The sequence below is a fragment of the Hymenobacter latericoloratus genome, from assembly GCF_014199535.1.
GTDB lineage: Bacteria > Bacteroidota > Bacteroidia > Cytophagales > Hymenobacteraceae > Hymenobacter > Hymenobacter latericoloratus.
Map to the genome: position 1 here is coordinate 311,289 of NZ_JACHNV010000003.1, position 21,844 is coordinate 333,132.

The following is a 21,844-nucleotide window of genomic DNA, read 5'->3' on the forward strand; positions in this document are numbered from 1 at the left end:
GTCCCCCCCCCCCCCCCCCCCCCCCCCCCCCCCCCCCCCCCCCGCCGCCCCCCCCCCCCCCCCCCCCGGGGGGGGGGGGAGCTGCTTATAGGGCATAAAACCGAAAAAGCCCCAGCATCAAGTGATGCTGGGGCTTTTTGCGGTCCGGACGGGACTCGAACCCGCGACCTCCGCCGTGACAGGGCGGCATTCTAACCGACTGAACTACCGAACCGTTTTACACTAACCGGAAAACCGTGTGCTTTCCGTTATTGTGATGCAAATATAGAAGGCCGTTTTTGACTGTGCAAACAAAAAAATGCGCTGGTAGGGCAGGAGGGGGCTTTTTTTGAGGATAGTGTTCTGTTACTAAACAGGATAGGTCTGAAAAAATATTTTCAGTATGACCTTACTCCCCGCCGTGTGGCAGCCGGAGAAGATACCCAGCCGGCTTCTTCTGACCAATGAAAACCAGCCGCACGGTAGCCGCTACCTAGGCCTGGGGGCGTTGGTGGGGGCCAGCCTGGCCAGAACACCAGACGTGCGCGTGAAAACACGTAAAAGCAAAAGGCCCTTCAGATTGCTCTGAAGGGCCTTTGCGGTCCGGACGGGACTCGAACCCGCGACCTCCGCCGTGACAGGGCGGCATTCTAACCGACTGAACTACCGAACCAAGGTGTTCTACTTCGCTTGCCCGAGTGGCGTTGAAGTGGTGCAAAAGTAGATGGCCGGATCGGACTGCGCAACACTTGGGGCAAAAAAACCTGAAAAAAGACGTTGTTGCGTTTGTTTTTGCCTGTTTATCAGGAGGAAAATTTTTCAGGAAAATCGGGGGCGCGGGGCCATGGGCGGTATCAGCCCCGTCGCTTACCTTTGCTTTCTTCTCATTCCCCCTCGCAACCTCCTTAACACGCACTCCGCCGTGGCAATGCTCCTCGATTTCGAACAACCAATTGCCGCTCTCGAAGGCAAGCTCCGTGAAATGCAACAACTGGCCCTCGATAGCCAGGTGGATGTATCAGAAGCGGTGACGGCCCTTGAAGCCAAAATTCAGGCCCTTAAAAAGGAAACCTACCAGAACCTGACCCGCTGGCAGCGGGTGCAGCTCTCGCGCCACCCCGACCGGCCCTACACCCTCGACTACATTGAGGGCATGACCGAGAAGTTTATTGAGCTGCACGGCGACCGGACCGTGGCCGACGATAAGGCCATGGTGGGCGGCTTTGCCGAACTCGACGGCCGGCCCGTCATGTTTATCGGGCAGCAAAAGGGCCGCAACACCAAGCAGCGGCAGCTGCGCCGCTTTGGCATGCCCAACCCCGAAGGCTACCGCAAGGCGCTGCGCCTGATGAAGCTGGCCGAGAAGTTCAACCGCCCCATCGTCACCATGATTGACACGCCCGGGGCTTTTCCCGGTCTGGAGGCCGAGGAGCGCGGGCAGGGCGAGGCCATTGCCCGCAACCTGAAGGAAATGTTTCTGCTGAAGGTGCCCGTTATCTGCATTATCATCGGCGAGGGTGCTTCGGGTGGTGCCCTGGGCATTGGCATCGGCGACCGGGTGCTGATGCTGGAAAATACCTGGTACTCGGTTATTTCTCCGGAAAACTGCTCGACCATTCTGTGGCGCTCCTGGGACTACAAGGAGCAGGCCGCCGAAGCCATGAAGCCCACGGCTACTGATATGCTGCAGGCCGGCCTTATTGATGGCATTGTGAAGGAGCCGCTCGGCGGGGCCCACACCGATACGGCCACGATGATTACCACCCTGAAACAAACCATTCTGCAGACCCTGGATGAGCTGGAGGCCCTGCCCCCGGAAGAGCGCATCAGCCAGCGCATCGACAAGTTCGCGAGCATGGGCGTCGTAGTGGGGTAGCAGGCTCCCTGGCCGCCGGCCGCCGAAGAACGTCATGGGTAGCAGGGCTGCCCGTGACGTTCTTTTTTTATTTCTTCGCGCTGATTCCACCCCACATTCCTCTCATTCATGACCCTGCATACTCTTGATACCGGCCTGTTTAAGCTTGATGGCGGCGCCATGTTTGGCGTAGTGCCCAAAAGCATGTGGCACAAGCTCAACCCCGCCGACGAAAATAACATGTGCACCTGGGCCATGCGCTGCCTGCTGATTGAGGACGGCGGGCGCCTGGTGCTGGTAGATAATGGCATCGGCGACAAACAGGACGAGAAGTTTCGGGGGCATTTCTACCTGCACGGCAACGACACGCTGGAAAAGTCGCTGCGGCAGCGGGGCTTCACTTCCTCCGACATCACCGACGTATTCCTGACCCACCTGCACTTCGACCACTGCGGCGGCTCGGTGGTGCGCACCCCCGATGGCAAGCTGGAGCTAGCCTTCCCCAATGCTACCTACTGGAGCAACCAAAACCACTGGGACTGGGCCGTGACCCCGAACCCGCGCGAGAAGGCCAGCTTTCTGAAGGAGAACATTCTGCCCATTCAGGAAAGCGGCCACCTGCGCTTTGTGGATGCCGCGGCCGGCGCGGTGCCGGCGGAGCTTTCCTGCTTTCGGGAAATCATCTTCGCCGATGGGCACACCGAGAAAATGATGGTACCCGTGCTGGATTACAAAGGCCGCACGCTGGCGTTTATGGCCGATTTGCTGCCCAGCGCGGGCCATGTGCCGTTGCCCTACGTGATGAGCTACGACCTGCGCCCCCTGGTAACCCTCGATGAGAAGGAGCGGGTGCTGCGCCGGGCGGCTGATGAGAACTGGGTGCTGATTCTGGAGCACGACGCCCAAACCGAGTGCATTACGCTGCAGCACACCGACAAAGGCGTGCGCGTAGCCGACCGGCTGAAGCTGGCCGAGCTCTAACGCGCCCCCGGAAGCGCCCACTACCGTGCGGCCCCAACGTTTAGCGGGGGCGCCCCGTTAGAGCGTCGGTACCTCATTTTTTTCTCTCATTGGCCCATAGTATGCTCGGATTAGCCCTTTCCGGCGGCGGCGCGCGCGGTATTGCGCACCTGGGGGTGCTGGCCGCCCTCGACGAGCTGCAGCTCCCTATTGCTCACCTGGCGGGCGTATCGTCGGGGGCTATTGCGGGGGCCTTGTACGCCGCCGGGCTGCCACCGCGCGAGATTCTGCGGCTGTTCCAGGAAATCAGCATCGGGCAGGTTGCCCGCATTGCGTTCAGTAGCCGCGGCTTGCTGCGCAGTGAGGGGGTAGGGAAGCTGTTTGAACAACACCTGGGCGCTGATGCCACCTTTGAGCAGCTGCGCCTACCCCTCACGCTGGTCGCAACCGATATTCTGGCTGGGGAATCGGTGCATTTTTCGGAGGGTCCCCTGATTCCGCCCCTGCTGGCTTCCTCGGCCGTGCCTGTGCTTTACCGGCCGGTGCACTACCAAGAGCGTCATTTGGTTGATGGCGGCCTGCTCAACAACCTGCCCGTGGAGGCCCTGCTCGGCAAGCCGGGGCTGCAGGTAGTGGGGGTGCACTGCAACCCGCCCCACCGCGAGCCGCGCATCACTACCCTGCGGGGCATTGTGGAGCGCACCCTGAACCTGACCGTAGGCGCGAATACGCTTCTGAGCAAGCAGCGGTGCGCCCTGCTGCTGGAGCCCCCGGAGCTGGGCGGTTTCCGCATGACCCAGTACAAGCGCGCCCCGGAGCTGTTCGACATCGGCTACCACTACACCCTAAGCCGCGCCCCGGAGCTGGAGGCATTACTGCAGGAGTAACCCGAAGTGTGGCGCTTCCGTGGCATTTCTCTAGCTTTGACTTTTGGTGGCTTCCTTTTTTCCCCGCTACCTCCTTCTTTACTGCATGGCTCGCAAGACCTCTACGTTCTGGTATCTGTTTTCGAAGTTCTGGTTCCGAATTACCGGCTGGCGCCTGGGGCCGCAGGTGCCGCCCAACATCAAAAAAAGCATGATGATTGCGGCCCCGCACACCAGCAACTGGGACTTCATGTTCGCCCGCGCCGCCTTTTTTCTGATGGACGTGGACGTGAAGCTCACCATCAAGAAAGAATGGACCACCATTCCGGTGCTGGGCGCGCTGGTGCGCAGCCTGGGTGGCCTGGCCGTGGACCGCAGCAAGAACAACAGCCTCGTGGACGGTATGGTGCAGCTGTTTAAGGAGCGCGAGGAGCTTGTCATTCTTATTACGCCGGAAGGCACGCGGGCCTACCAGCCCAAATGGCGCAAAGGCTTCTACCACGCGGCTTTGGGAGCTGGAGTGCCCATTCTGCTGGGCTACCTCGACTACAAAAACAAGGAAGCCGGGGTAGGCCCCGCGTTCTGGCCCACCGGCGACTACGAAAAGGATTTGGAAGAAATCAAGGCCTTTTACCGCACCAAGCAGGGCCGGTTTCCGGAGAAAGGAGTGCGGTAGGGAGATTCGGCCCGCCTTGCCTTCGGCAGAAAGTAAAAAGCGGGCCGGCAGTTGGCTTGCTTTCCGTATCTTCTCCGGTTACTAGCGTACTACCCATGGAAAAGCTGCAAACCCTGGCCTGGATTCTGATTGGCTTGGCGGTATTCATCTGGCGAATGGTGCAAAAGGCCCGCGCCACCACAACCCGGGAGCAGCGGGAGCGGAAATTTACCCGGCCCGACAACTCCGGCCGCCCGCGCCCGGTGGCTCCGGGGCCACCGGCTACCGCTTTTGAAGAGCTGCTGCGCCAGATGCAAACCCAGAACCGCACCGGGCCGCCGGCAGCAGAACCTGCCGGGCAGGAAGAAGTAACGCCGGCGGGCCGGGCTGTGCCTAAAGAAACGACGCCGGCTCCGCGCAGCCTGGAGAAAAGCAGCCGTCCGGCCCGCTCCCTGGAGCAAGCGGCTCCGGCCCGTTCGCTGGAAGTGCCCGTACACCCGGCCCGCCGGGCCGCCACGCTACCCCGCCCCACCGCGCAAATCCAGCCGGGGTATCAGCCGCGCGAGCAAAACCGTCCAGAGTCGTCGCCGTCTCTTTCTGACCGCCTGCGTAACCCGGCCGACGTGCGCGCGGCTTTCATTCTGGGGGAAATTCTGCAACGTAAGTTTTAGGCAGGTACCAACAGCGCGAGGGGCATCGGGCCGCGTGAATAACGCAGGCCCGATGCCCCTCGCGCTGTTTCTCGTGCGCCCTTTTAGTCTTGTGTTAAGGCGTAGGTCACCAGGTTAGCCCCCATCTTCAAAGCCGCCTCGTGGGTTGCGGGCGTGTCCTCGGGGTAGGTGCCCAGGTCCTCCCAGCCGTTGCCCAGGTCGCACTCATAGCTGTAGAAGCATACCAGGCGGCCTTTGTACAGCAGGCCGAAGCCCTGGGGGCGCTTGCCGTCGTGCTCGTGCACCTTGGGCAGGCCGCGCGGAAACTGAAATTTCTGGTGATAAACCGGATGGGAAAAGGGCAATTCCACGAAGTCCAGCTCGGGGAAAACCTTCTTCATCTCGGGTCGGATAAACTTGTCGAGCCCGTAATTATCATCGATGTGCAGAAAGCCGCCGCCGGTGAGGTAGCGCCGCAGGTTCCGAGCCTCCGTGTCGGTAAAGGATACGTTGCCGTGGCCCGTCATGTGAATGAAGGGGTAGGTGAGCAGCTCCGGCGAATCCAGCTCCACGGTGGCTTCCTCGGGGTCGATGTTGGTTTTGAGCGCCTGATTGCAGAACCGGATGAGGTTGGGCAAGCTGGTTTTGTTGGCGTACCAGTCGCCGCCGCCGCCGTAATGCAGCTTGGCGATGCGGAAGCTGGGGGCTGCCGGGGCAGCGGCTAGCAGCGGCAGTAACAGAAAGAGCAGAAACGAGAAAAACCGGGGCATAAGATCAGAAAAGAGCAAAAAAGCAGGAAGGTGCGAAAGCGCACGAGGGCTCATGCCCTAACGGCCGCACCAGGGAACAAATTCGCTGACTTGCCTTGAATTACGGTTACTTTTCAGAAGATATAGTGCTACCCCTCTCATGAACGATAAACTTATTCTGCTACTAAATTACTACACGCGGGAACAACGGGCACTGGCTAAACAGCTACGGGAAGCAGTGCAGGAGCGCGACTACCGGGTTGCTGCCCGTATTCAGAAGGGGCTGTACCTCGTGACGCAGCAGCTGCAAACCCTCCGAGCGTTGCATAACCCGCACGCCGAAGAGGTGGATCGGCTGGGCCGGCAGATCCGCTATCTGAAGAAAACAAAGGCCCGCGTCCCGATGGAAGCCAGGTTTCCTGCTGAAATGCTGCGGAAGTACGAGCAGGAAAAGCAGCAACTGGAGGCAGCCCTGCCTGCTCCTAACCCCGCCACTACGGTGCTACGGGAGTGCATGGAGGAACTACTAGCCGGGCAGATTAAGGGCTTCCACCTGATCCTGAGCAAATCGGTCCGGTTGAGCGTGTCCATCCGGCGCGTGCGGCGCACCGCTATTCTTACCCTGCCGGAGCTGATTCGCCACCGCCGCGAGTACTCCATTCACAGGCAGCAAGTGCGGCAATTACGCCACCTGGAGTTTGCTTACTACGATCAGAAGGACAAGTTGCTGGCCGTAGTGCCAATGTCCAGCGCCGAAGATCTGGAACAGATCATGCACCTGTGGCTGCAAATTACCTGCGTGGTCTTCGACTCGCGGGAGTTTCGCAACGACTCCGAAATCCGTTATGTTGTGGCCTGAGTGAGGGGCGCAGCACCCGCTAATTCTCTGGCAATATGTACCGTATGTACGGCCGCCAGGGCGGCCGTTTCGGTGCGGAGGCGGGAGGAGCCCAAGGTCACGGGCCGGATGCCCCGGGCAAAAGCGGCCGTAATTTCCTGGGGAGTAAAGTCGCCCTCGGGCCCAATCAGGATGCAGCAGCTTGCCCCAGCCGCCGCCACGCGCGCGAGAGGGGTTCGTTCGCCGTCCTCCAAGTGCGCAATGAACGTGGTGGCAGGCGTAACGGTGGGTAGGAAACGGGCAAAATCCGTAAGCTCCATGAGCTGCGGCAGCCACGCCTGCCCCGACTGCTTCAGGGCGCTGACGGCTATTTTTTCCAAGCGGTCCAGCTTTAGCTCGCGGCGCTCCGAGCGGGCGCACCGCAGGAACGTCAGGGTGTCAATGCCTATTTCCACGGCCTTCTCCACCAGCCACTCCATGCGGTCGAGATTCTTAGTGGGAGCCACCGCTACGTGCACCTGGTAAGCGCGGGGGGCTACCTGCTGCTCTTGCAGGATGCGCAACTGGCAGCGCTTGGCGTCCGCCGCTTCCACCTGGGCCTGGTACACACCGCCGCGGCCGTCAACCAGCACCACCACATCAGCCGGTCCAAGGCGGAGCACGCGCACGGCGTGCTTGCTTTCATCTTCGGGAAGCGTATAGGTAGGCAGGGTGAGGTGGGGGGCGTAGAACGTATGGGCCATACCGCAAAACTACGGCGAATAGACCAGAGCCGGCTACCCCACTGGCGTCTTCCGGGCGCTGAAGCCAGCCGGCCAGGTATTTCCAGGCTCCGGCACCGAAGAAATGATTTGACTAACAACGGGTTTCGTCTTGCCACATACGCACCGTACGCCCTGCGCAATCAGCCTCGCCCAGATCTGACATGGAGCATGACCCGGTGGAAGCACCCTGCTGACCCACCTGTTTACCCGGGCCGGGTGGGGGCTGGAGCTACCCTGCGCGGGCGTCTCGGCTAATGGCGGGCTTGCTCTCCCGCCCTGAAGAAATGCCGGGGCCAGGTGTAACCCCGGTTGCCGTTAACCAGTAACCGCTACTATATCTGTGCTCTTCCTCCCGTGCCGTAACCACAATCACCCATGGCAGTTAAACTCAAAAAGCTCAAAAACCAGACCATCGTCATTACCGGGGCCTCCTCGGGCATTGGGCTGGTAACGGCCCGCATGGCGGCCAAAGCCGGCGCCAAACTGGTGCTGGCTGCCCGCAGCGAGAATGCCCTGCGCCAGCTCACCGATGAAATCAACCAGGCCGGGGGCCGCGCTACCTATGTGGTGGCCGATGTCAGCAAGCCCGAAGATGTGCGGCGCTTGGCCCGTGAAGCGGCCCACACCTACGGCGGCTTCGATACCTGGATCAATAACGCCGGCGTTTCCATCTATGGCAAAGTAGAGGAGGTTCCCGTAGAGGATATGCGCCAGCTGTTTGAAGTAAACTTCTGGGGGCTGGTGAACGGCTCGCTGGAAGCCGCCAAGCACCTGAAACAGAAGGGCGGGGCCATCATCAACGTGGGGAGCATCCTGTCCGACATCACGGCCATTCTGCAAACCATTTACAGCGCCAGCAAGCACGCCGTGAAAGGCTTTACCGATGGGTTGCGTATGGAATTGGAAATGGATGGTGCCCCCATTGCCGTAACCCTGATTCAGCCGGCAGCTATCGACACGCCGTACCCCGTTCACTCCAAAAACTTTATGGAGCGCGAGGCCAAGCACGCGCCGCCCGCCTACGCCCCGGAAACGGTAGCCAAGGCTATTCTGCACTGCGCCGTTACCCCGGAGCGCTCGGTGGTAGTAGGGGGCGGCGGTAAGGCCATGATTGGCATGGAGCACTGGACGCCCGCCCTGCTGGATAAGTTTATGGAGAAATCCTTCTCCAAGCAGGAGAAAGCCGATTATGCCCCGCGCCCCCTGCAGCAAAATGCCCTCGACCGGCCCATGGGCGCCCTGGAAGAGCGTGGTAACTACCCCGGGCACACCCGCGAAACCAGCTTCTACACCGAAACCGTAACGGCTGGTAGCCCGGCCTTGCGCACGGCCTTGCTGGTAGGAGTAGGGGTAGCGCTGGCGGCCTGGCTAGGCGGCAAAAACCGAAGCGGCAGCAAGAGTGGCAGCGGTAGCAGCAACGGCAAAAACGAGGAAATCAGCGCCCTGGCCTTCCACGATAACTAAGCTGAAAGGCATCATCGTTGCGTCGGTTTAGCTGTTCTGATGTCCGGCCGACTACCTATTAATAAGAAAAGAGCCCTTCCTCCAGCTGGAGAAAGGGCTCTTTTGTTTAAAGGAGGGCTGAATTAGCCGAGCGTATTGTTGAGCAGCCCGGCCAGGCGCACGCCGGCTTCCACAATGCGTTGGCGCATCAGGTCGGCGTGGGCGGGATAGTACTTGTAGTCCACATCGGTGCCGGCCGGCGTTTCCTGGTAGAGCTTCTCCGACTGCTGGTAGGACTCCCAGAGCCACTGCTCGGGCGCGGCTGCCTGCATTTCCCGGATCTGACGACCCCGCAGTTTCTGGTCGTACTGCTGGGCCATTTCGGTGTACGTCAGGCCCTGGTAGTCGAGCAGGCCGCTGTCCCAGAGGCTGTGCAGGTTGGTGTCGCGGCCGCGGTACTTGAGCTTAATGTCGTTACCGCCCTTGTCTTCGGCGTGCCCCGTGTGCATGGGCTGGTGGATGTCACCTACCAGGTGAACCACAAATTTAAGGGCCGCCGCACGCTCCTGCTGGGTTTTGTTGGGGTCACCGAGGGTCCGGAGCTGGGCTTCCAGCGCGCTGTAGGCATTGGCTGTGGTCTGTGACTTTACCTGCTGAATGTACTGGTCGCGGGGCAGGCCGGAGGGGGTATTCACGTAGTGCCACGGAGCCGTTTCCTTGAACTCCGGGTAGTAGCGGATTTCATCGGGCCAGGTGCTGACCAGGGTCAGGGTTTCCGTGCCCAGCAGGCGCTGCACCTCGCGGCGGGCCTTGCGGCTGAGGTGATTCTCGGCAATTTTGCCCACGGCCCGGTGGCCATCGGCGCCCCAGGCCCAGAGGGTCAGCGGCGACAACAGGCACAGCAGCAGCGGAAGAAGACGCTTACGCATACAATGGAAAAAGAAGGGTGTGTGGCCGCAAAAATAGCGCCTTTGAAAAGGATATCTGGTATTATTCCGCGTAAACTTACTTCCGGCTGGAAAATCCCCCACTACCACGCTTGCTATGCACACCGCAGATTACTGGCGCAGTCTTAAGTTCGACTACCTTACCACGTACTCTCTGCTGCGCGGCCCGAAATGGCAGCATCTGCTGGCGGCCATGCGCCAAGAAAAAGACACTAGCCGCAGGGCGCTTCTTACCGCTACCCCTGCAGAGCTACCAGAACTCCGAGAGCGGCTAAGACGCATCGAGCGGCAAAATGACTTGCAAACCCGCCTAACCACGAATGCCAACCGCGCTTATCATATCACGGCTACCCCCACCGCTACGCTCAACCGTGGTTCACTAGAGGTAGAGGAGCTAGGCCGGATATTGCAAACACCCTGTCAAGACCTTCGGTACATGATGTGTGCGCCTGTTTTCCGCGATGCGCTGGCTTTCTACAACGCGGAGCATGAACTAGTGGGCGTATTGAATATCTGCTTTGGCTGCAACGTAATGCAAACGGAAAGCGGCCAAGATGTAGAAGCTGACTACCGCGTGTATGAGCAGCTGCGGAAGTGGTTTCAACGGTTAGGCCACCAGATAGAGGTAGCAGCCTACGAAGAAAGGCCCGGCTAGCTTGAGCTAACCGGGCCTTTGCACAAACTAAGTCGCCTTCAGCTACACGCTGGCTACTACCTCAGCTTTCGGAGCGCCAGCCAGAATTTCCTCGTTGGCGTAATCCGCATACTTCTTGAAGTTCGCTACAAACTTATGGGCCAGGTCGGTAGCCGTGCGGTCGTACTCTTCCTTGTCGGCCCAAGTGTCGCGGGCATCCAGAATTTCAGTGGGTACGCCGGGCACGGCGGCCGGAATTTCTACCCCGAAGATGGGGTGCTTGTGGAAGGTCACGTCGTCCAGCTCGCCGTTGAGGGCGGCGGTAATCATGGCGCGGGTGTAGCTCAGCTTCATGCGCGAGCCAACGCCGTAGGAGCCACCCGTCCAGCCGGTGTTCACCAGCCACACGTTCACTTCGTTCTCGTCCATTTTCTTACCCAGCATCTCGGCGTATTTGGTCGGGTGCAGGGGTAGGAAAACGGCGCCAAAGCAAGCCGAGAAAGTGGTCTGGGGCTCGGTTACGCCCATTTCCGTGCCCGCTACCTTGGCCGTGTAGCCCGACATGAAGTGGTACATGGCGTGGCTCTTATCGAGCTTGCTGATGGGAGGCAGCACCCCGAAAGCATCGGCCGTCAGGAAGAAAATGTTCTTGGGGGCATCGGCTACCGAAGGCTCAATGGCATTCGGAATGTAATTGATGGGGTAGGCCGTGCGGGTGTTTTCCGTTACGGATTTGTTGGCGTAGTCCACTGTGTGCGTACCCGGCACAAACCGCGTATTTTCTACAATAGAGCCAAATTTGATGGCGTTCCAGATTTCGGGCTCCTTCTCGGCCGAGAGGTCAATCACCTTAGCGTAGCAGCCGCCCTCAAAGTTGAAGATACCCGCGTCGGGCGTCCAGCCGTGCTCGTCGTCGCCGATGAGGCCGCGGTTGGGGTCGGCGGAGAGGGTAGTCTTGCCCGTACCGGAGAGGCCGAAGAAGATAGCCGTGTCGCCGTTTTTGCCCACGTTGGCCGAGCAGTGCATGCTCAGGGTTTCCCGCTCGTGGGGCAGCAGGTAATTGAGCACTCCGAAAATGCCTTTCTTCATTTCGCCGGCGTAACCCGTACCCCCAATCAGAATCATCTTCTTGGTGAAGTTCAGAATAGCGAAATTTTTCTGGCGCGTACCATCTACGGCCGGATCGGCCTCGAAGCCGGGGGCGCAGATGATGCTGAAATCGGGCGTCCAGCTCGTGTCAGCGCCCTCGGTGGGGCGCAGGAACATATTGTAGCAAAATAGGTTGTGCCAGGCCAGCTCGTTCACCACCCGCAGCTTCAGCTCGTAGGTAGGGTTGGCGCCGGCGTAGGCGTCGCGCACGTAAATTTCCTTGTCTTCCAGGTACTGCACCATCTTCTGGTGAAGCTGGTCGAACTTGTCGGCGTCGAAGGGGATGTTGATGTCGCCCCACCACACGCTGTCCTGGGTGTTGGCATCTTTTACTACGAACCGGTCTTTGGGCGAGCGGCCGGTGAAGGCACCGGTATCCGCCATGAGGGCGCCGGTGTCCGTGAGGGTACCTTCGCCCCGACGCAGGGCTTCTTCTACCAGCTCGGCAGGGGTGAGGTTAAGGTGTACCTGAGCGGCGCGGGAAATGCCCAAAGGGGCGAGGCGGGCGTTGGCGGCGGAGTCCATCATAGGGCCGAAAACGAAAATTTGGGTGGGTGGGAAATTGGGGGAATTGGCGAACAAAAATAGGCAAAAACCTGAGGTGGGCACGGCTTTTGACCAAAAAATAGCGAAAATTCGCTATTAGCGGGGCTGAACTATAAGCTGATGTTCGCCTAACGAGTGTTAGCACACCAGGGTTAAGAAACTTTTGTAGCTTTACCAACTAGCCTTACGGTTTCGCGGGGGCTAGCTTACGTATCACACCTCTTCCTTCACGTTCATGCAAACAACCTCCGCTGTTCAGGAGCAGCCGATTGCGAAACAGGGCCACCCGCCGGGGCTCTACCTCCTCTTCTTCACCGAAATGTGGGAGCGGTTCAGCTACTACGGTATGCGCGGCCTGCTTATGCTCTACCTGTCGAAAACGGCAATTCAGGGCGGATTGGGTATCGACGCGGCCAGTGCTTCGCTTATCTACGGCTATTTCACCGGCTTCGTGTACCTGACTCCCATCCTGGGCGGGTGGTTGGCTGATAAATACATCGGGCAGCGCCGGGCTATTCTAATCGGGGGCCTGACGATGGCCGTGGGGCAGTTTTTCCTGTTCATGCAGCCCGCCTTGTCAGCGGACGCCTTCTTCTTTGGCCTGCCCTGGCCAACGGTGATAGGCCTGCTGCTCCTGATTTTGGGCAACGGTTTCTTTAAGCCGAATATCTCCACCATTGTAGGTAAGCTGTACGCCCAGGGCGACCCGCGCCGAGATGCGGCTTTCACTATTTTCTACATGGGTATCAACACGGGCGCCTTTATTGCGCCGCTCGTGTGCGGCTACCTGGCCGAAGATATGTTCGCCACGAAGACGGTGGTAGATGGGGTAGAGCAGGTGGCCAGCTACGGCTTCCGCTACGGCTTCTTGGCCGCCGGTATTGGCATGCTGCTGGGTCAGCTGGCCTTTAACCTGCTGGGCAAGAAATATCTCGGCGACGTGGGTATGTACCCCGAAGGCCAGAACGAGGATAAAACCGTTGCCAAGGCCCCTCTTACCAAGGAGGAAACTGACCGGATGGCCGTTATCTTCATTATCACGCTTTTCGTGGTATTCTTCTGGGCCGGTTTTGAGCAGGCCGGCTCTTCGCTGACCCTCTACACCGATAAATACATCAACCGCGAGGTAGCAGGCTTCCTGATTCCGACTTCCTGGTTCCAGTCCGTAAACGCCGGCTTTATCGTGCTGCTGGGCGCACCCGTGGCGGCTTTGTGGGTAAATCTGAGCCGCAAAGGCAAGGACCTGAGCATTCCCGTGAAGATGGGTTTAGGTATGGTGCTGCTGGGTGTGGGCTTCCTGTTCATGGTGGGCGCCGTGCTGGAGCGCGGCGGCGATGTAGCCGACCAGACCATTAAGGCAAGCATTCTGTGGCTGCTGGCTACGTACTTCTTCCATACGATTGGGGAGTTGTGCCTCTCGCCGGTGGGCCTTTCGATGGTGTCACGCTTGTCGCCGCCTACCCTTACTTCTATGCTGATGGGAGTGTGGTTCCTGGCGCCCTTCGTGGCCCAGATTGCCGGGGGCTACATTGCCTCCTACGTGGAAGAACTCGGCGCCCTGAAGGTATTTGGCCTGATTGCCGGCTTCGTAATCCTGGCTGGCCTGATTCTGATTGCCATTGCCAAGAAGCTGTTCTACATGATGCACGGCCGCGGCTAAATCACGGATTCAGACGGTTTTTTTTGGATTACATAGATTCCGCTCTGATGAATAAAAAGCCCCATTGGCAGTTGCCAGTGGGGCTTTTTGTTTGTTACCCAGATAATTGAAAGCAACACCTACACTACGCCGATTCGAAGCTTAGAGGCATCTGGCCGTTGATATCTGCACTGCTCGGGCCGTTTGCATCGTTGAATACTATTCGCCTACCCCTGATGCCAGCACAAACCTGCCGTGCTAAAGGCCTAAGTGTTAGCATGTAGCCATCTAGCCGGACGCATCCAATATCGGGCATGGCAATAGACCGGCTTCTAAATAAAAAGCCCTGTTGGCAATGCCAACAGGGCTTTTTTTAGACGAAACGGAATTTGAAAAACCGCCTTAATCTATAATTACATCATGCCGCCCATGCCGCCCATAGCGTTGCCGGGCACACCAGCGCCAGCCTTCTCATCTTCCGGCTCGTCGGAAATTACGCACTCGGTGGTCAGGAGCAGGCCGGCAATCGAAGCGGCATTTTCCAGAGCCAGGCGGGTAACTTTGGTCGGGTCGAGGATACCAGCGGCCATCAGGTTTTCGTAGCGGTCCTCGCGGGCGTTGTAGCCGTAGTCGGCCTGGCCTTCGCGTACCTTCTGTACTACTACCGAGCCTTCGCCACCAGCGTTAGCTACGATGGTGCGCAAAGGAGCTTCGATAGCCGTGCGGATGATGTTCACGCCGGTGCGCTCGTCGCCGTTCAGGGTGTCAACGCCCTCCAGAGCGTCCAGGGCGCGCACCAGGGCCACGCCACCACCGGGAACCACGCCTTCTTCTACGGCAGCGCGGGTAGCGTGCAGGGCATCGTCCACGCGGTCCTTCTTCTCCTTCATTTCTACTTCCGTAGAAGCACCGATGTAGAGGATAGCTACGCCGCCCGACAGCTTGGCCAGACGCTCCTGCAGCTTCTCTTTGTCGTAGTCAGAAGTGGTAGTGCCGATCTGAGCTTTGATTTCGTTTACGCGGCTGGTGATACCATCCTTGTCGCCACGGCCGTTTACAATGGTCGTGTTGTCTTTGTCGATGATAACTTTCTCCGCCTGACCCAGGTACTCCAGGGTAGCGCTGTCGAGCTTGTAGCCACGCTCTTCCGAAATTACGGTACCACCGGTCAGCACAGCAATGTCTTCCAGCATGGCCTTCCGACGGTCGCCGAAGCCGGGAGCTTTCACCGCAGCAATTTTCAGCGAGCCGCGCAGCTTGTTTACCACCAGGGTAGCCAGAGCTTCGCCGTCCACATCTTCCGAGATGATAACCAGGGGCTTACCGGTCTGAACAACCTGCTCCAGCACGGGCAGCAGCTCCTTCATGGTGCTCACCTTCTTGTCGTAGATGAGGATGTAGGGGTTGTCGAACTCCGCCTCCATTTTCTCCGGGTTGGTCACGAAGTAAGGGGAGAGGTAGCCACGGTCGAACTGCATGCCCTCCACCGTTTTTACCTCGGTTTCGGTGCCGCGCGCTTCTTCCACGGTGATAACGCCTTCTTTGCCTACTTTATCCATGGCGTCGGCAATCATTTTGCCGATTTCCATGTCGTTGTTGGCCGAAATAGCACCTACCTGGGCAATTTCCGACGAGTTTTCAATCTTCTTGGACTGTGCCTTCAGGTTAGCAACCACAGCAATAACAGCCTTGTCGATGCCACGCTTCAGGTCCATAGGGTTAGCGCCGGCGGCTACGTTCTTCGAGCCAGCGGCGTAAATAGCCTGGGCCAATACGGTAGCAGTGGTAGTACCATCACCAGCCTGGTCAGCGGTTTTGGAAGCAACTTCTTTTACCAGCTGCGCACCCATGTTCTCAATCGGGTCGGCCAGCTCAATTTCTTTGGCTACCGTCACCCCGTCTTTGGTGATGCTCGGCGCGCCGAATTTCTTGTCGATAACCACGTTGCGGCCTTTGGGGCCCAGGGTTACCTTCACTGCGTTTGCTAGTTTGTCAACGCCGCGCTTCAGCTTGTCGCGGCCATCGGTATCGAATTGGATGTTCTTAGCCATCTTGGGTTCGGGTGTTGGGAAATCAGGGAAAGGAAAAGCTTACAGTACGGCGAAAATGTCCGACTCCTTCATGATGAGGTAGTCCTGACCATCCACAGTGATTTCAGTGCCGGCATACTTGCCGTACAGCACCTGGTCACCGGTTTTTACCTGCGGCTTGATGGTGGTACCGTTGTCGGCCACTTTGCCTTCGCCTACGGCAACTACTTCGCCACGCTGGGGTTTCTCCTTAGCCGTGTCGGGGATGATGATGCCCGATTTGGTTTTCTCCTCGGCAGCGGCCGGCGCAATGATTACGCGGTCAGCCAGCGGTTTGATGCTAAGCGACATATTGTACGTTTTGGTTGAAAGGTTTACTTGAAGTAAGACGGTGAAGGGCAAGCTACACTTCCTGTGCCAGCCCCGCTAAACCTGACAGAATGGACGCTTTTACCCGAATTGTGCGTCAGGATTGCATTGGTGGCTGTCAGGTCTGACAGGAAAAAGTTCCCGTTGCGGGCGGAGGTTGCGCGGCTGTACGCCCTTTTCGTCGAATAGTTGGCCGTGCGACGCTAGAAAATCAGGGCTTTCATACCGGAAAGGGGTAGGGAACTGGATAAGAAACAAAAAAGCCGGTAGCTCCGCGGGGGGGCTACCGGCTTCAAGGCCGAAAAGACAATACGTTATTGGGCCGGGGCTGGGGTGGGCTGAGCGGCCGGAGCCGTAGCGGGCGCACCGGCCGGAGCGCCGGGGGCTGCCGCGCCCGGAACGGCCGGTGCCGGCGTAGCGGGAATACGGGTTTCCAGCGCTTTTTGCTGGTTGATGCTGCGAACCGGACCCGCTTCGGAGGCGCCACCTACTACGTGGGTGCCCAGGCTGAGGACCATCAGGCCAATAGCGAAGCCCCAGGTTAGCTTCTCAAGCAAGTCGCCGGTGCGCTTCACGCCCATGAGCTGGGCCGCGCCACCCGCGCCGAACTGGCTGGAAATTCCGCCGCCTTTGGGGTTCTGGGCCAGCACTACCAACGCCAGCAGCAGGCAAACAAGAAGAATCAGGGCAATAAGAGCGTAGTACATCTACTCCGGGGATTGTTGCAGTTGTTGAATTTGCTCGGCAAAGTACGCCTTTTTTTCGGGCTGTCGCTCCATCAGGCGCTCATATATTTCAATGGCCTTCTCCCGTTTTCCCTGCCGCACCATGATTTTGGCGAGGCTTTCAGAGGCCAGCGCGGGCGGCGTGCTGGTGCTACGCACCGATAAGTCGGCCTGCTCTTCGGCGGGAAGCGCCGCCCCAACCGGCGTTTTGATGCGGGGCTGAGTTTTCAGGAACTGATTGATCAGGTCCAGGGAAGATGCCTGAGGTGTGGGCTTGTTGTTTTTTAAATAAGCCAGCAGCAGCGCATCGGGCTCAAAGAAAGCATCCAGCGGCAGATCAAGCGTATAGCCATCGTGGGGCTGCAGGTCGTAGCCCAGGCGGCTGCCGGCGCCCAGTGCGTAGCCCACTTCCTTGTCGGAGCGGAACGGGGCTGAAACGACCGGGAGCGGGGCGCTGGTGTTGCGTAGGGTAGGCAACTCATCTTCTTCGTCCGCGTCATCGAGGCCGGGCAGCAGGTAGCCCGAAGGGGCCGGCAGGTCCGGCTCACTTAACCCGAACTCAAAGCGGGAAATACCGGCGTCGGCCGGCGGCCGGATGGGTGGGGCCACCGCTGGCAGCAGGTCGGCCTCCGGCGCAGTTTCTTCACTGGAAACTAGCTCCGGCACGCTCGTGGCCTCAGCGGGGGCAGGGTCCGGCTCAGATTGTATTGGCTCAACTTCCTGGAAGAAGGTTTGATCTGCCTCGGCTTCCTCAGCTTCAGGCTGTTTCGCCGCGGGCTGCTCGGTAATAGGTTCCGGGGCTTCTTCGGAGGTAGGCGTGGTGGCCACCATCTCCGGCTCTAGCACCAGCACATCTGCCGTAGAAGTTGCTTCGACTTCTGATAAAGGCTCTATCGTCGGCTCCGTTACCGGCTCTTCCTGGTGCTCAATGGATGGGGTAGGTGCCTGAGCTTCTTGCTCATCTGAGGGAGGCGCTTCAACTACCGCAACGGGCTCTTCAACCTGAGGCGCACCGGAAGCAGGTTCTGGCAGCGCTGGCTCAATACCAGGTCCTTCCGCCGACGTGGCAACGGAGCTATCGGGCAGGAACGTCGCGAAAACATCCGCCTCGGGCTGGGCTGCCTGGCCCGGTGCAACTGCCTCCGGAACCATTACGGCTATTTCGGGGGTAGCGGGCTGCTCCAGCAGTTGGCGCAGCAGGTTGCGGTCGGCGGCGTAGGTAGCCGCCCGGCGCAGGCGTTGGCTGGCCAGCATGCTGCCCCGGTCGTGGGCCGCTTTGGCCAGGAGTACGTGGGCCGTCTGGCAGTAAGGAAATGCGGCCGCCAGCTGTTCCAGCTCCCGGACTTCGGCATTCGAAATTCCGTTTACGTGGTCCAGGATATGCAAAAGCGACGCGCGGGTCATACAGGAAAGGTAAATGGGAAGGAAGATTGGGCGCGAAGGTACTACCCTAGCGCAGGACTGCCGCATAGGAGCGGGGTAGGCAGGATACTACTCCTGGGTGTATGCCTACCAGTTGGCTACCGATTTATTAAAGGCATCACTGATAATGTTGCGAAATAGCCGGCTCAGAACGGTTGGGTCGTTGTTGATGCTGGTGATGTCGCGGGTAGCAGGAAAAGGCTCACTGGTCTGTAGCGTTTGCTCGAAGTCCTGCTTGGGGTCCTTGGTGTTGGTAAATTTCACCCGGACCTGAATGGTGAGCTGGTTGGCCCCGGCCCGGTCCTGCCCGTTCTGCTGCTGAATAGCGGCGGGAGCGAAGTCGTAGGCGATGATCTGCCCTTCAAACTGCAGGTCGCCGTCGCGCGGTACGAGCTTCAGAGACGTATTGCGCTGAAAATAGTCCTTGAAGTCCTCGGTAAACCGTGGGGCCAGGAAGGAGGGACCATTGTTGGCGTTGTTGGCAAACGTGGCAATGGAAATCGTCTCTACAGTAGGGTCGATGCTGGTGCCGGTGAAGGAGTACACCCCGCAGCCACTAAACAGGGGTAGCACCAGTAGCAAAACCAGCCCAAAAGCCCAATTACGCTTGTTCCAGATCATATTGCTTGAGTTTGCGGTAAAGGGTACGCTCGGAAATGCCGAGGTCGTGGGCAGCGTATTTGCGCTTGTTGTTATGCTTCTTGAGGGCCTTGATAATCATTTCCTTTTCCTTAGCCTCCAGGGAAAGGGTTTCCTCCTCGGTTTCGTGCGGAATGTCCTCCACGCGTTGGATTTCTTCCTCGTAGTCGGTGGTGTCGTCCAGGTCCAGGTCGCGCGGGCTCAGGATATAGTCGGCGGGACCAGTTTCCGGACCAGCGGGGCGGAGGGGCCGGGCCGCCGGGCCCTCGTAGGGCGCTACGCTCAGGTTGTTGAACAGATGAGAGTTCTGGCGCAGCAGCTCCTGGGTTTCCTGGGGGCGCTGACCGGCTGCGAGGTCAAGAACCAACTTCTTCAGGTCGGTCATGTCGCGGCGCATATCGAAGAGCACCTTATACAGCAGGTCGCGCTCCGAGTAGGCGTTGCCGGCCCCATCGGTGGCGGAACCGGCGGCGCTGACCAGCATGGGCAGGCGGCTGCTCTGGTCGGCGGGCAGGTAGCTGCGCAGGCGGCGCGAATCAACCTCCCGCTCCGTTTCCAGCACCGACATCTGCTCGGCCACGTTCTTGAGCTGACGGATGTTGCCGGGAAACCGGAAGCGCTGCAATTCCTGCACCGCGTCGGAGGTCAGGCTGATGGGCTTTACCCGGTAGCGGTCGGCGAAATCCGTGGCGAACTTTCTAAACAGTAGATAGATATCATCGCCTCGTTCACGCAGTGGTGGAACCGAAATCGGGACGGTGTTGAGGCGGTAGTACAGGTCTTCGCGGAAGCGGCCTTCGCCCACGGCGTTGAGCAGATTCACGTTGGTGGCAGCCACCACGCGCACATCGGTCTTCTGTACTTTCGAGGAGCCTACCCGAATAAACTCGCCGTTTTCCAGCACCCGCAGCAAGCGGGCCTGGGTGCCCAGCGGCATTTCCCCAATCTCATCCAGGAAAATGGTGCCGCCGTTAGTTACCTCGAAATAACCCTTGCGGGCTTCCTGGGCCCCGGTAAAGGAGCCCTTCTCGTGGCCAAACAGTTCGGAATCGATAGTGCCCTCGGGAATGGCGCCGCAGTTGATGGCAATGAACTGCCCGTGCTTACGGGGCGAAAGCGCATGAATAATCTTCGAGAATGACTCCTTGCCCGAGCCGCTTTCCCCCGTGATAAGCACCGTCATGTCCGTAGGGGCTACCTGGGCGGCTACCTGGATGGCGTAATTCAACGAAGCCGCATTACCAATAATGCCGAACCGCTGCTTAATAGATTGTATTTCGGAAGGAGTCAAGGTCGAGAGTGGGTTTTCGTGGGGTAGACGAAAAAGGGTGGTGGTTTATTTTGCAGCGAGTGGATAAGCTTCCCCATCCTGGCCCGCCCGGCTGTTCTAGCTGCAGGAGTCAGCCGCTACCTGCACAATCATGTACCGCGAACAAGAAGGAGTAGGAAATAGCGGGATGACAGCTACTTACACCATTTCGCCCAGCAGCGCCGCACCCGTAGTGCTGGTAGCCAGCACGTTCACGTAGTCGCCTTTTTTGGCGGTGCCTTTGGGGAAAATAACGACCTGGTTTTGACTGTTGCGGCCGCTAAGGTGCTCCTGGCTGCGCTTAGAAGGGCCTTCTACCAGCACCTGGTGCACGCGGCCCACCATGCGGGCGTAGCGGGCCCGGGCGTGCAGCTGCTGCCGATCAATAATCTCCTGCAGCCGACGCTTCTTCACTTCCAGCGGAATATCATCTTCCAGCTTGCGGGCGGCCAGCGTGCCGGGGCGCTCCGAGTAGAAGAAGTTGTAGCCCATGTCGTACTGCGCGAAGTCGAGCAGGCTCAGGCTGTCCTGGTGTTCTTCCTCGGTTTCCGAGCAGAAGCCGGCAATCATGTCGGTGCTGATGGCGCAGTCTTCGCCCAGAATACGGCGAATGGCTTGCACACGCTCCTCGTACCAGGGCCGGTCGTAGGTGCGGTTCATGAGTTTGAGCACGCGCGAGTTACCGCTTTGGGCGGGCAAGTGAATGTACTTGCAGATGTTCTCGTGGCGCGCCATGGTGTGCAGCACCTCGTCGGTGATGTCCTTGGGGTGGGAGGTGGAGAAGCGCACGCGCAGCTCGGGGCTTACCAGGGCTACGCGCTCCAGCAGCTGGGCGAAATTGACGTGCTCAGTGCCATCTTCGGAAGCCCATTTGTAGGAGTCCACGTTCTGGCCAAGCAGGGTAACTTCCTTGTAGCCCTGGGCCACCAGGTCGCGGGCTTCCTGCACGATGCTGTGGGCGTCGCGGCTCCGCTCACGGCCCCGGGTAAAGGGCACCACGCAGAAAGAGCACATGTTGTCGCAGCCGCGCATGATGCTGATGAAGGCCGTGATGCCGTTGGAGTTCAGGCGCACCGGCGTAATGTCGGCGTAGGTTTCCTCGCGGCTGAGCAACACGTTTACCGCTTTCTGGCCGCCATCTACCTGCTGAATGAGTTGGGGCAGGTCGCGGTAGGCATCGGGGCCTACCACCAGGTCCACCAGCTTCTCTTCTTCCAGGAATTTGCTTTTCAGGCGCTCAGCCATGCAGCCCAGCACCCCCACCAGCAGGCCAGGGTTGCGCTTTTTGTGCCCGTTGATCTGGGCCAGACGCATGCGCACGGTCTGCTCGGCCTTTTCCCGGATGGAGCAGGTGTTCAGCAGCACCAAGTCGGCGCCTTCCAGTTCCTCGGTGGTATCGAAACCCTGCTCAAACAGAATACTCGACACGATTTCGGAGTCGGAGAAGTTCATCTGGCAGCCGTAGCTCTCAATGTAGAGCTTGCGGCTGCGGCCCGTGCGGGTGGCCGGGTTCACGCGCACCTCACCCGAGGGTTCGTGCTCGTGCGTTACCGCCTCAACGGTGGGCGTGGGCAAGGTGTTTTTATCGAGGAAGTCGAGGGTAATCAGCGGTTGGGACATGGAAAAGGCCGTAGCGGGCGTCAGCTTCACAATTCAGGGAACGGCAAAGGTAACGC

20 protein-coding genes and 2 tRNA genes are annotated in these 21,844 nt (G+C 59.3%); 9 read left to right on the forward strand and 13 right to left on the reverse strand.

Features of this window, described 5'->3' with window-relative positions; translation table 11 throughout:
* Positions 1–140: 140 nt before the first annotated feature.
* Both GGU46_RS11760 and GGU46_RS11765 read right to left on the reverse strand, forming a co-directional pair.
* Positions 141–214 (reverse strand) — tRNA-Asp (locus GGU46_RS11760).
* 364 nt (positions 215–578) lie between these two features.
* Positions 579–652, reverse strand: a tRNA-Asp gene (locus GGU46_RS11765).
* A 255-nt stretch (positions 653–907) separates the two neighbouring features.
* Here GGU46_RS11765 and GGU46_RS11770 point away from each other — a divergent pair.
* From GGU46_RS11770 to GGU46_RS11790, 5 genes are all read left to right on the forward strand, one after another.
* A complete protein-coding gene (locus GGU46_RS11770; RefSeq protein ID WP_183403737.1) occupies positions 908–1,855 on the forward strand; it encodes an acetyl-CoA carboxylase carboxyltransferase subunit alpha in 948 nt (315 codons plus the stop codon).
* 108 nt (positions 1,856–1,963) lie between these two features.
* Positions 1,964–2,815 carry an MBL fold metallo-hydrolase gene (locus tag GGU46_RS11775; protein ID WP_183403738.1) on the forward strand — a complete coding sequence of 284 codons (852 nt, stop codon included), beginning with the start codon at positions 1,964–1,966 and terminating at the stop codon, positions 2,813–2,815.
* 101 nt (positions 2,816–2,916) lie between these two features.
* Positions 2,917–3,681, forward strand: coding sequence for a patatin-like phospholipase family protein (locus tag GGU46_RS11780; protein ID WP_246398994.1), 765 nt, complete (start codon positions 2,917–2,919; stop codon positions 3,679–3,681).
* Between the two features lie 85 nt (positions 3,682–3,766).
* On the forward strand, positions 3,767–4,336 hold the full coding sequence (locus GGU46_RS11785; protein WP_183403740.1) for a 1-acyl-sn-glycerol-3-phosphate acyltransferase: 570 nt from the start codon (positions 3,767–3,769) through the stop codon (positions 4,334–4,336).
* Positions 4,337–4,431: 95 nt separating this feature from the next.
* Positions 4,432–4,986, forward strand: coding sequence for a hypothetical protein (locus GGU46_RS11790; RefSeq protein ID WP_183403741.1), 555 nt, complete (start codon positions 4,432–4,434; stop codon positions 4,984–4,986).
* Positions 4,987–5,069: 83 nt separating this feature from the next.
* Here the strand turns inward: GGU46_RS11790 and GGU46_RS11795 are convergent, their stop codons facing one another.
* Positions 5,070–5,735, reverse strand: coding sequence for a DUF4159 domain-containing protein (locus tag GGU46_RS11795; protein WP_183403742.1), 666 nt, complete (start codon positions 5,733–5,735; stop codon positions 5,070–5,072).
* 139 nt (positions 5,736–5,874) lie between these two features.
* Between GGU46_RS11795 and GGU46_RS11800 the strand changes: the two genes are divergently transcribed.
* Positions 5,875–6,573 (forward strand): hypothetical protein, encoded by a 699-nt coding sequence (locus GGU46_RS11800; protein WP_183403743.1) that lies wholly within the window; start codon positions 5,875–5,877, stop codon positions 6,571–6,573.
* Here the strand turns inward: GGU46_RS11800 and GGU46_RS11805 are convergent.
* Positions 6,558–7,295, reverse strand: coding sequence for a 16S rRNA (uracil(1498)-N(3))-methyltransferase (locus tag GGU46_RS11805; RefSeq protein ID WP_183403744.1), 738 nt, complete (start codon positions 7,293–7,295; stop codon positions 6,558–6,560). The genes GGU46_RS11800 and GGU46_RS11805 overlap by 16 nt on opposite strands.
* 396 nt (positions 7,296–7,691) lie before the next feature.
* Here GGU46_RS11805 and GGU46_RS11810 point away from each other — a divergent pair, with 396 nt between their 5' ends.
* On the forward strand, positions 7,692–8,780 hold the full coding sequence (locus GGU46_RS11810) for an SDR family oxidoreductase (RefSeq protein WP_183403745.1): 1,089 nt from the start codon (positions 7,692–7,694) through the stop codon (positions 8,778–8,780).
* A 122-nt stretch (positions 8,781–8,902) separates the two neighbouring features.
* On the opposite strand, the gene GGU46_RS11815 is transcribed toward GGU46_RS11810, so the two are convergent.
* Positions 8,903–9,688 (reverse strand): S1/P1 nuclease, encoded by a 786-nt coding sequence (locus tag GGU46_RS11815; protein ID WP_183403746.1) that lies wholly within the window; start codon positions 9,686–9,688, stop codon positions 8,903–8,905.
* A 115-nt stretch (positions 9,689–9,803) separates the two neighbouring features.
* Here GGU46_RS11815 and GGU46_RS11820 point away from each other — a divergent pair, with 115 nt between their 5' ends.
* Positions 9,804–10,361: a hypothetical protein gene (locus tag GGU46_RS11820; RefSeq protein WP_183403747.1), complete on the forward strand. Its 558-nt coding sequence runs from the start codon at positions 9,804–9,806 to the stop codon at positions 10,359–10,361.
* Between the two features lie 42 nt (positions 10,362–10,403).
* Here the strand turns inward: GGU46_RS11820 and pckA are convergent, their stop codons facing one another.
* A complete protein-coding gene (gene pckA, locus GGU46_RS11825) occupies positions 10,404–12,017 on the reverse strand; it encodes a phosphoenolpyruvate carboxykinase (ATP) (RefSeq protein WP_183403748.1) in 1,614 nt (537 codons plus the stop codon).
* A 253-nt stretch (positions 12,018–12,270) separates the two neighbouring features.
* Between pckA and GGU46_RS11830 the strand changes: the two genes are divergently transcribed.
* Positions 12,271–13,695, forward strand: coding sequence for a peptide MFS transporter (locus tag GGU46_RS11830; protein WP_183403749.1), 1,425 nt, complete (start codon positions 12,271–12,273; stop codon positions 13,693–13,695).
* Between the two features lie 392 nt (positions 13,696–14,087).
* Here the strand turns inward: GGU46_RS11830 and groL are convergent, their stop codons facing one another.
* The 7 genes from groL to miaB all read right to left on the reverse strand — a co-directional run bounded on the left by groL (position 14,088) and on the right by miaB (position 21,788).
* Positions 14,088–15,725, reverse strand: coding sequence for a chaperonin GroEL (groL, locus tag GGU46_RS11835; RefSeq protein ID WP_183403750.1), 1,638 nt, complete (start codon positions 15,723–15,725; stop codon positions 14,088–14,090).
* Between the two features lie 39 nt (positions 15,726–15,764).
* A complete protein-coding gene (gene groES / locus GGU46_RS11840) occupies positions 15,765–16,055 on the reverse strand; it encodes a co-chaperone GroES (RefSeq protein WP_119656410.1) in 291 nt (96 codons plus the stop codon).
* A 332-nt stretch (positions 16,056–16,387) separates the two neighbouring features.
* The gene (secG, locus tag GGU46_RS11845) at positions 16,388–16,780 is read right to left on the reverse strand and encodes a preprotein translocase subunit SecG (RefSeq protein WP_183403751.1); all 393 of its coding nucleotides are present in this window, start codon (positions 16,778–16,780) and stop codon (positions 16,388–16,390) included.
* The gene (locus tag GGU46_RS11850; RefSeq protein WP_183403752.1) at positions 16,781–18,202 is read right to left on the reverse strand and encodes a hypothetical protein; all 1,422 of its coding nucleotides are present in this window, start codon (positions 18,200–18,202) and stop codon (positions 16,781–16,783) included.
* Between the two features lie 105 nt (positions 18,203–18,307).
* Positions 18,308–18,841, reverse strand: a complete 534-nt coding sequence (locus GGU46_RS11855) for an LptE family protein (RefSeq protein ID WP_215906337.1) — start codon at positions 18,839–18,841, stop codon at positions 18,308–18,310.
* Positions 18,822–20,150: a sigma-54 interaction domain-containing protein gene (locus GGU46_RS11860; protein WP_183403753.1), complete on the reverse strand. Its 1,329-nt coding sequence runs from the start codon at positions 20,148–20,150 to the stop codon at positions 18,822–18,824. The genes GGU46_RS11855 and GGU46_RS11860 overlap by 20 nt, the downstream gene beginning before the upstream one ends.
* Before the next feature lie 177 nt (positions 20,151–20,327).
* Positions 20,328–21,788, reverse strand: coding sequence for a tRNA (N6-isopentenyl adenosine(37)-C2)-methylthiotransferase MiaB (gene miaB, locus GGU46_RS11865; protein ID WP_183403754.1), 1,461 nt, complete (start codon positions 21,786–21,788; stop codon positions 20,328–20,330).
* Between the last annotated feature and the right edge of the window lie 56 nt (positions 21,789–21,844).

Bases quoted from the DNA above. Each gene is read 5' to 3' on its own strand.
- GGU46_RS11780 (WP_246398994.1), top strand. From the start codon at position 2,917: ATGCTCGGATTAGCCCTTTCCGGCGGCGGCGCGCGCGGTATTGCGCAC.
- miaB (WP_183403754.1), bottom strand. From the start codon at position 21,788: ATGTCCCAACCGCTGATTACCCTCGACTTCCTCGATAAAAACACCTTG.
- GGU46_RS11815 (WP_183403746.1), bottom strand. From the start codon at position 9,688: ATGCGTAAGCGTCTTCTTCCGCTGCTGCTGTGCCTGTTGTCGCCGCTG.
- groL (WP_183403750.1), bottom strand. From the start codon at position 15,725: ATGGCTAAGAACATCCAATTCGATACCGATGGCCGCGACAAGCTGAAG.
- GGU46_RS11830 (WP_183403749.1), top strand. From the start codon at position 12,271: ATGCAAACAACCTCCGCTGTTCAGGAGCAGCCGATTGCGAAACAGGGC.
- GGU46_RS11850 (WP_183403752.1), bottom strand. From the start codon at position 18,202: ATGACCCGCGCGTCGCTTTTGCATATCCTGGACCACGTAAACGGAATT.
- GGU46_RS11795 (WP_183403742.1), bottom strand. From the start codon at position 5,735: ATGCCCCGGTTTTTCTCGTTTCTGCTCTTTCTGTTACTGCCGCTGCTA.
- GGU46_RS11800 (WP_183403743.1), top strand. From the start codon at position 5,875: ATGAACGATAAACTTATTCTGCTACTAAATTACTACACGCGGGAACAA.
- GGU46_RS11790 (WP_183403741.1), top strand. From the start codon at position 4,432: ATGGAAAAGCTGCAAACCCTGGCCTGGATTCTGATTGGCTTGGCGGTA.
- GGU46_RS11805 (WP_183403744.1), bottom strand. From the start codon at position 7,295: ATGGCCCATACGTTCTACGCCCCCCACCTCACCCTGCCTACCTATACG.
- GGU46_RS11785 (WP_183403740.1), top strand. From the start codon at position 3,767: ATGGCTCGCAAGACCTCTACGTTCTGGTATCTGTTTTCGAAGTTCTGG.
- secG (WP_183403751.1), bottom strand. From the start codon at position 16,780: ATGTACTACGCTCTTATTGCCCTGATTCTTCTTGTTTGCCTGCTGCTG.
- GGU46_RS11775 (WP_183403738.1), top strand. From the start codon at position 1,964: ATGACCCTGCATACTCTTGATACCGGCCTGTTTAAGCTTGATGGCGGC.
- pckA (WP_183403748.1), bottom strand. From the start codon at position 12,017: ATGATGGACTCCGCCGCCAACGCCCGCCTCGCCCCTTTGGGCATTTCC.
- groES (WP_119656410.1), bottom strand. From the start codon at position 16,055: ATGTCGCTTAGCATCAAACCGCTGGCTGACCGCGTAATCATTGCGCCG.
- GGU46_RS11770 (WP_183403737.1), top strand. From the start codon at position 908: ATGCTCCTCGATTTCGAACAACCAATTGCCGCTCTCGAAGGCAAGCTC.
- GGU46_RS11855 (WP_215906337.1), bottom strand. From the start codon at position 18,841: ATGATCTGGAACAAGCGTAATTGGGCTTTTGGGCTGGTTTTGCTACTG.
- GGU46_RS11820 (WP_183403747.1), top strand. From the start codon at position 9,804: ATGCACACCGCAGATTACTGGCGCAGTCTTAAGTTCGACTACCTTACC.
- GGU46_RS11810 (WP_183403745.1), top strand. From the start codon at position 7,692: ATGGCAGTTAAACTCAAAAAGCTCAAAAACCAGACCATCGTCATTACC.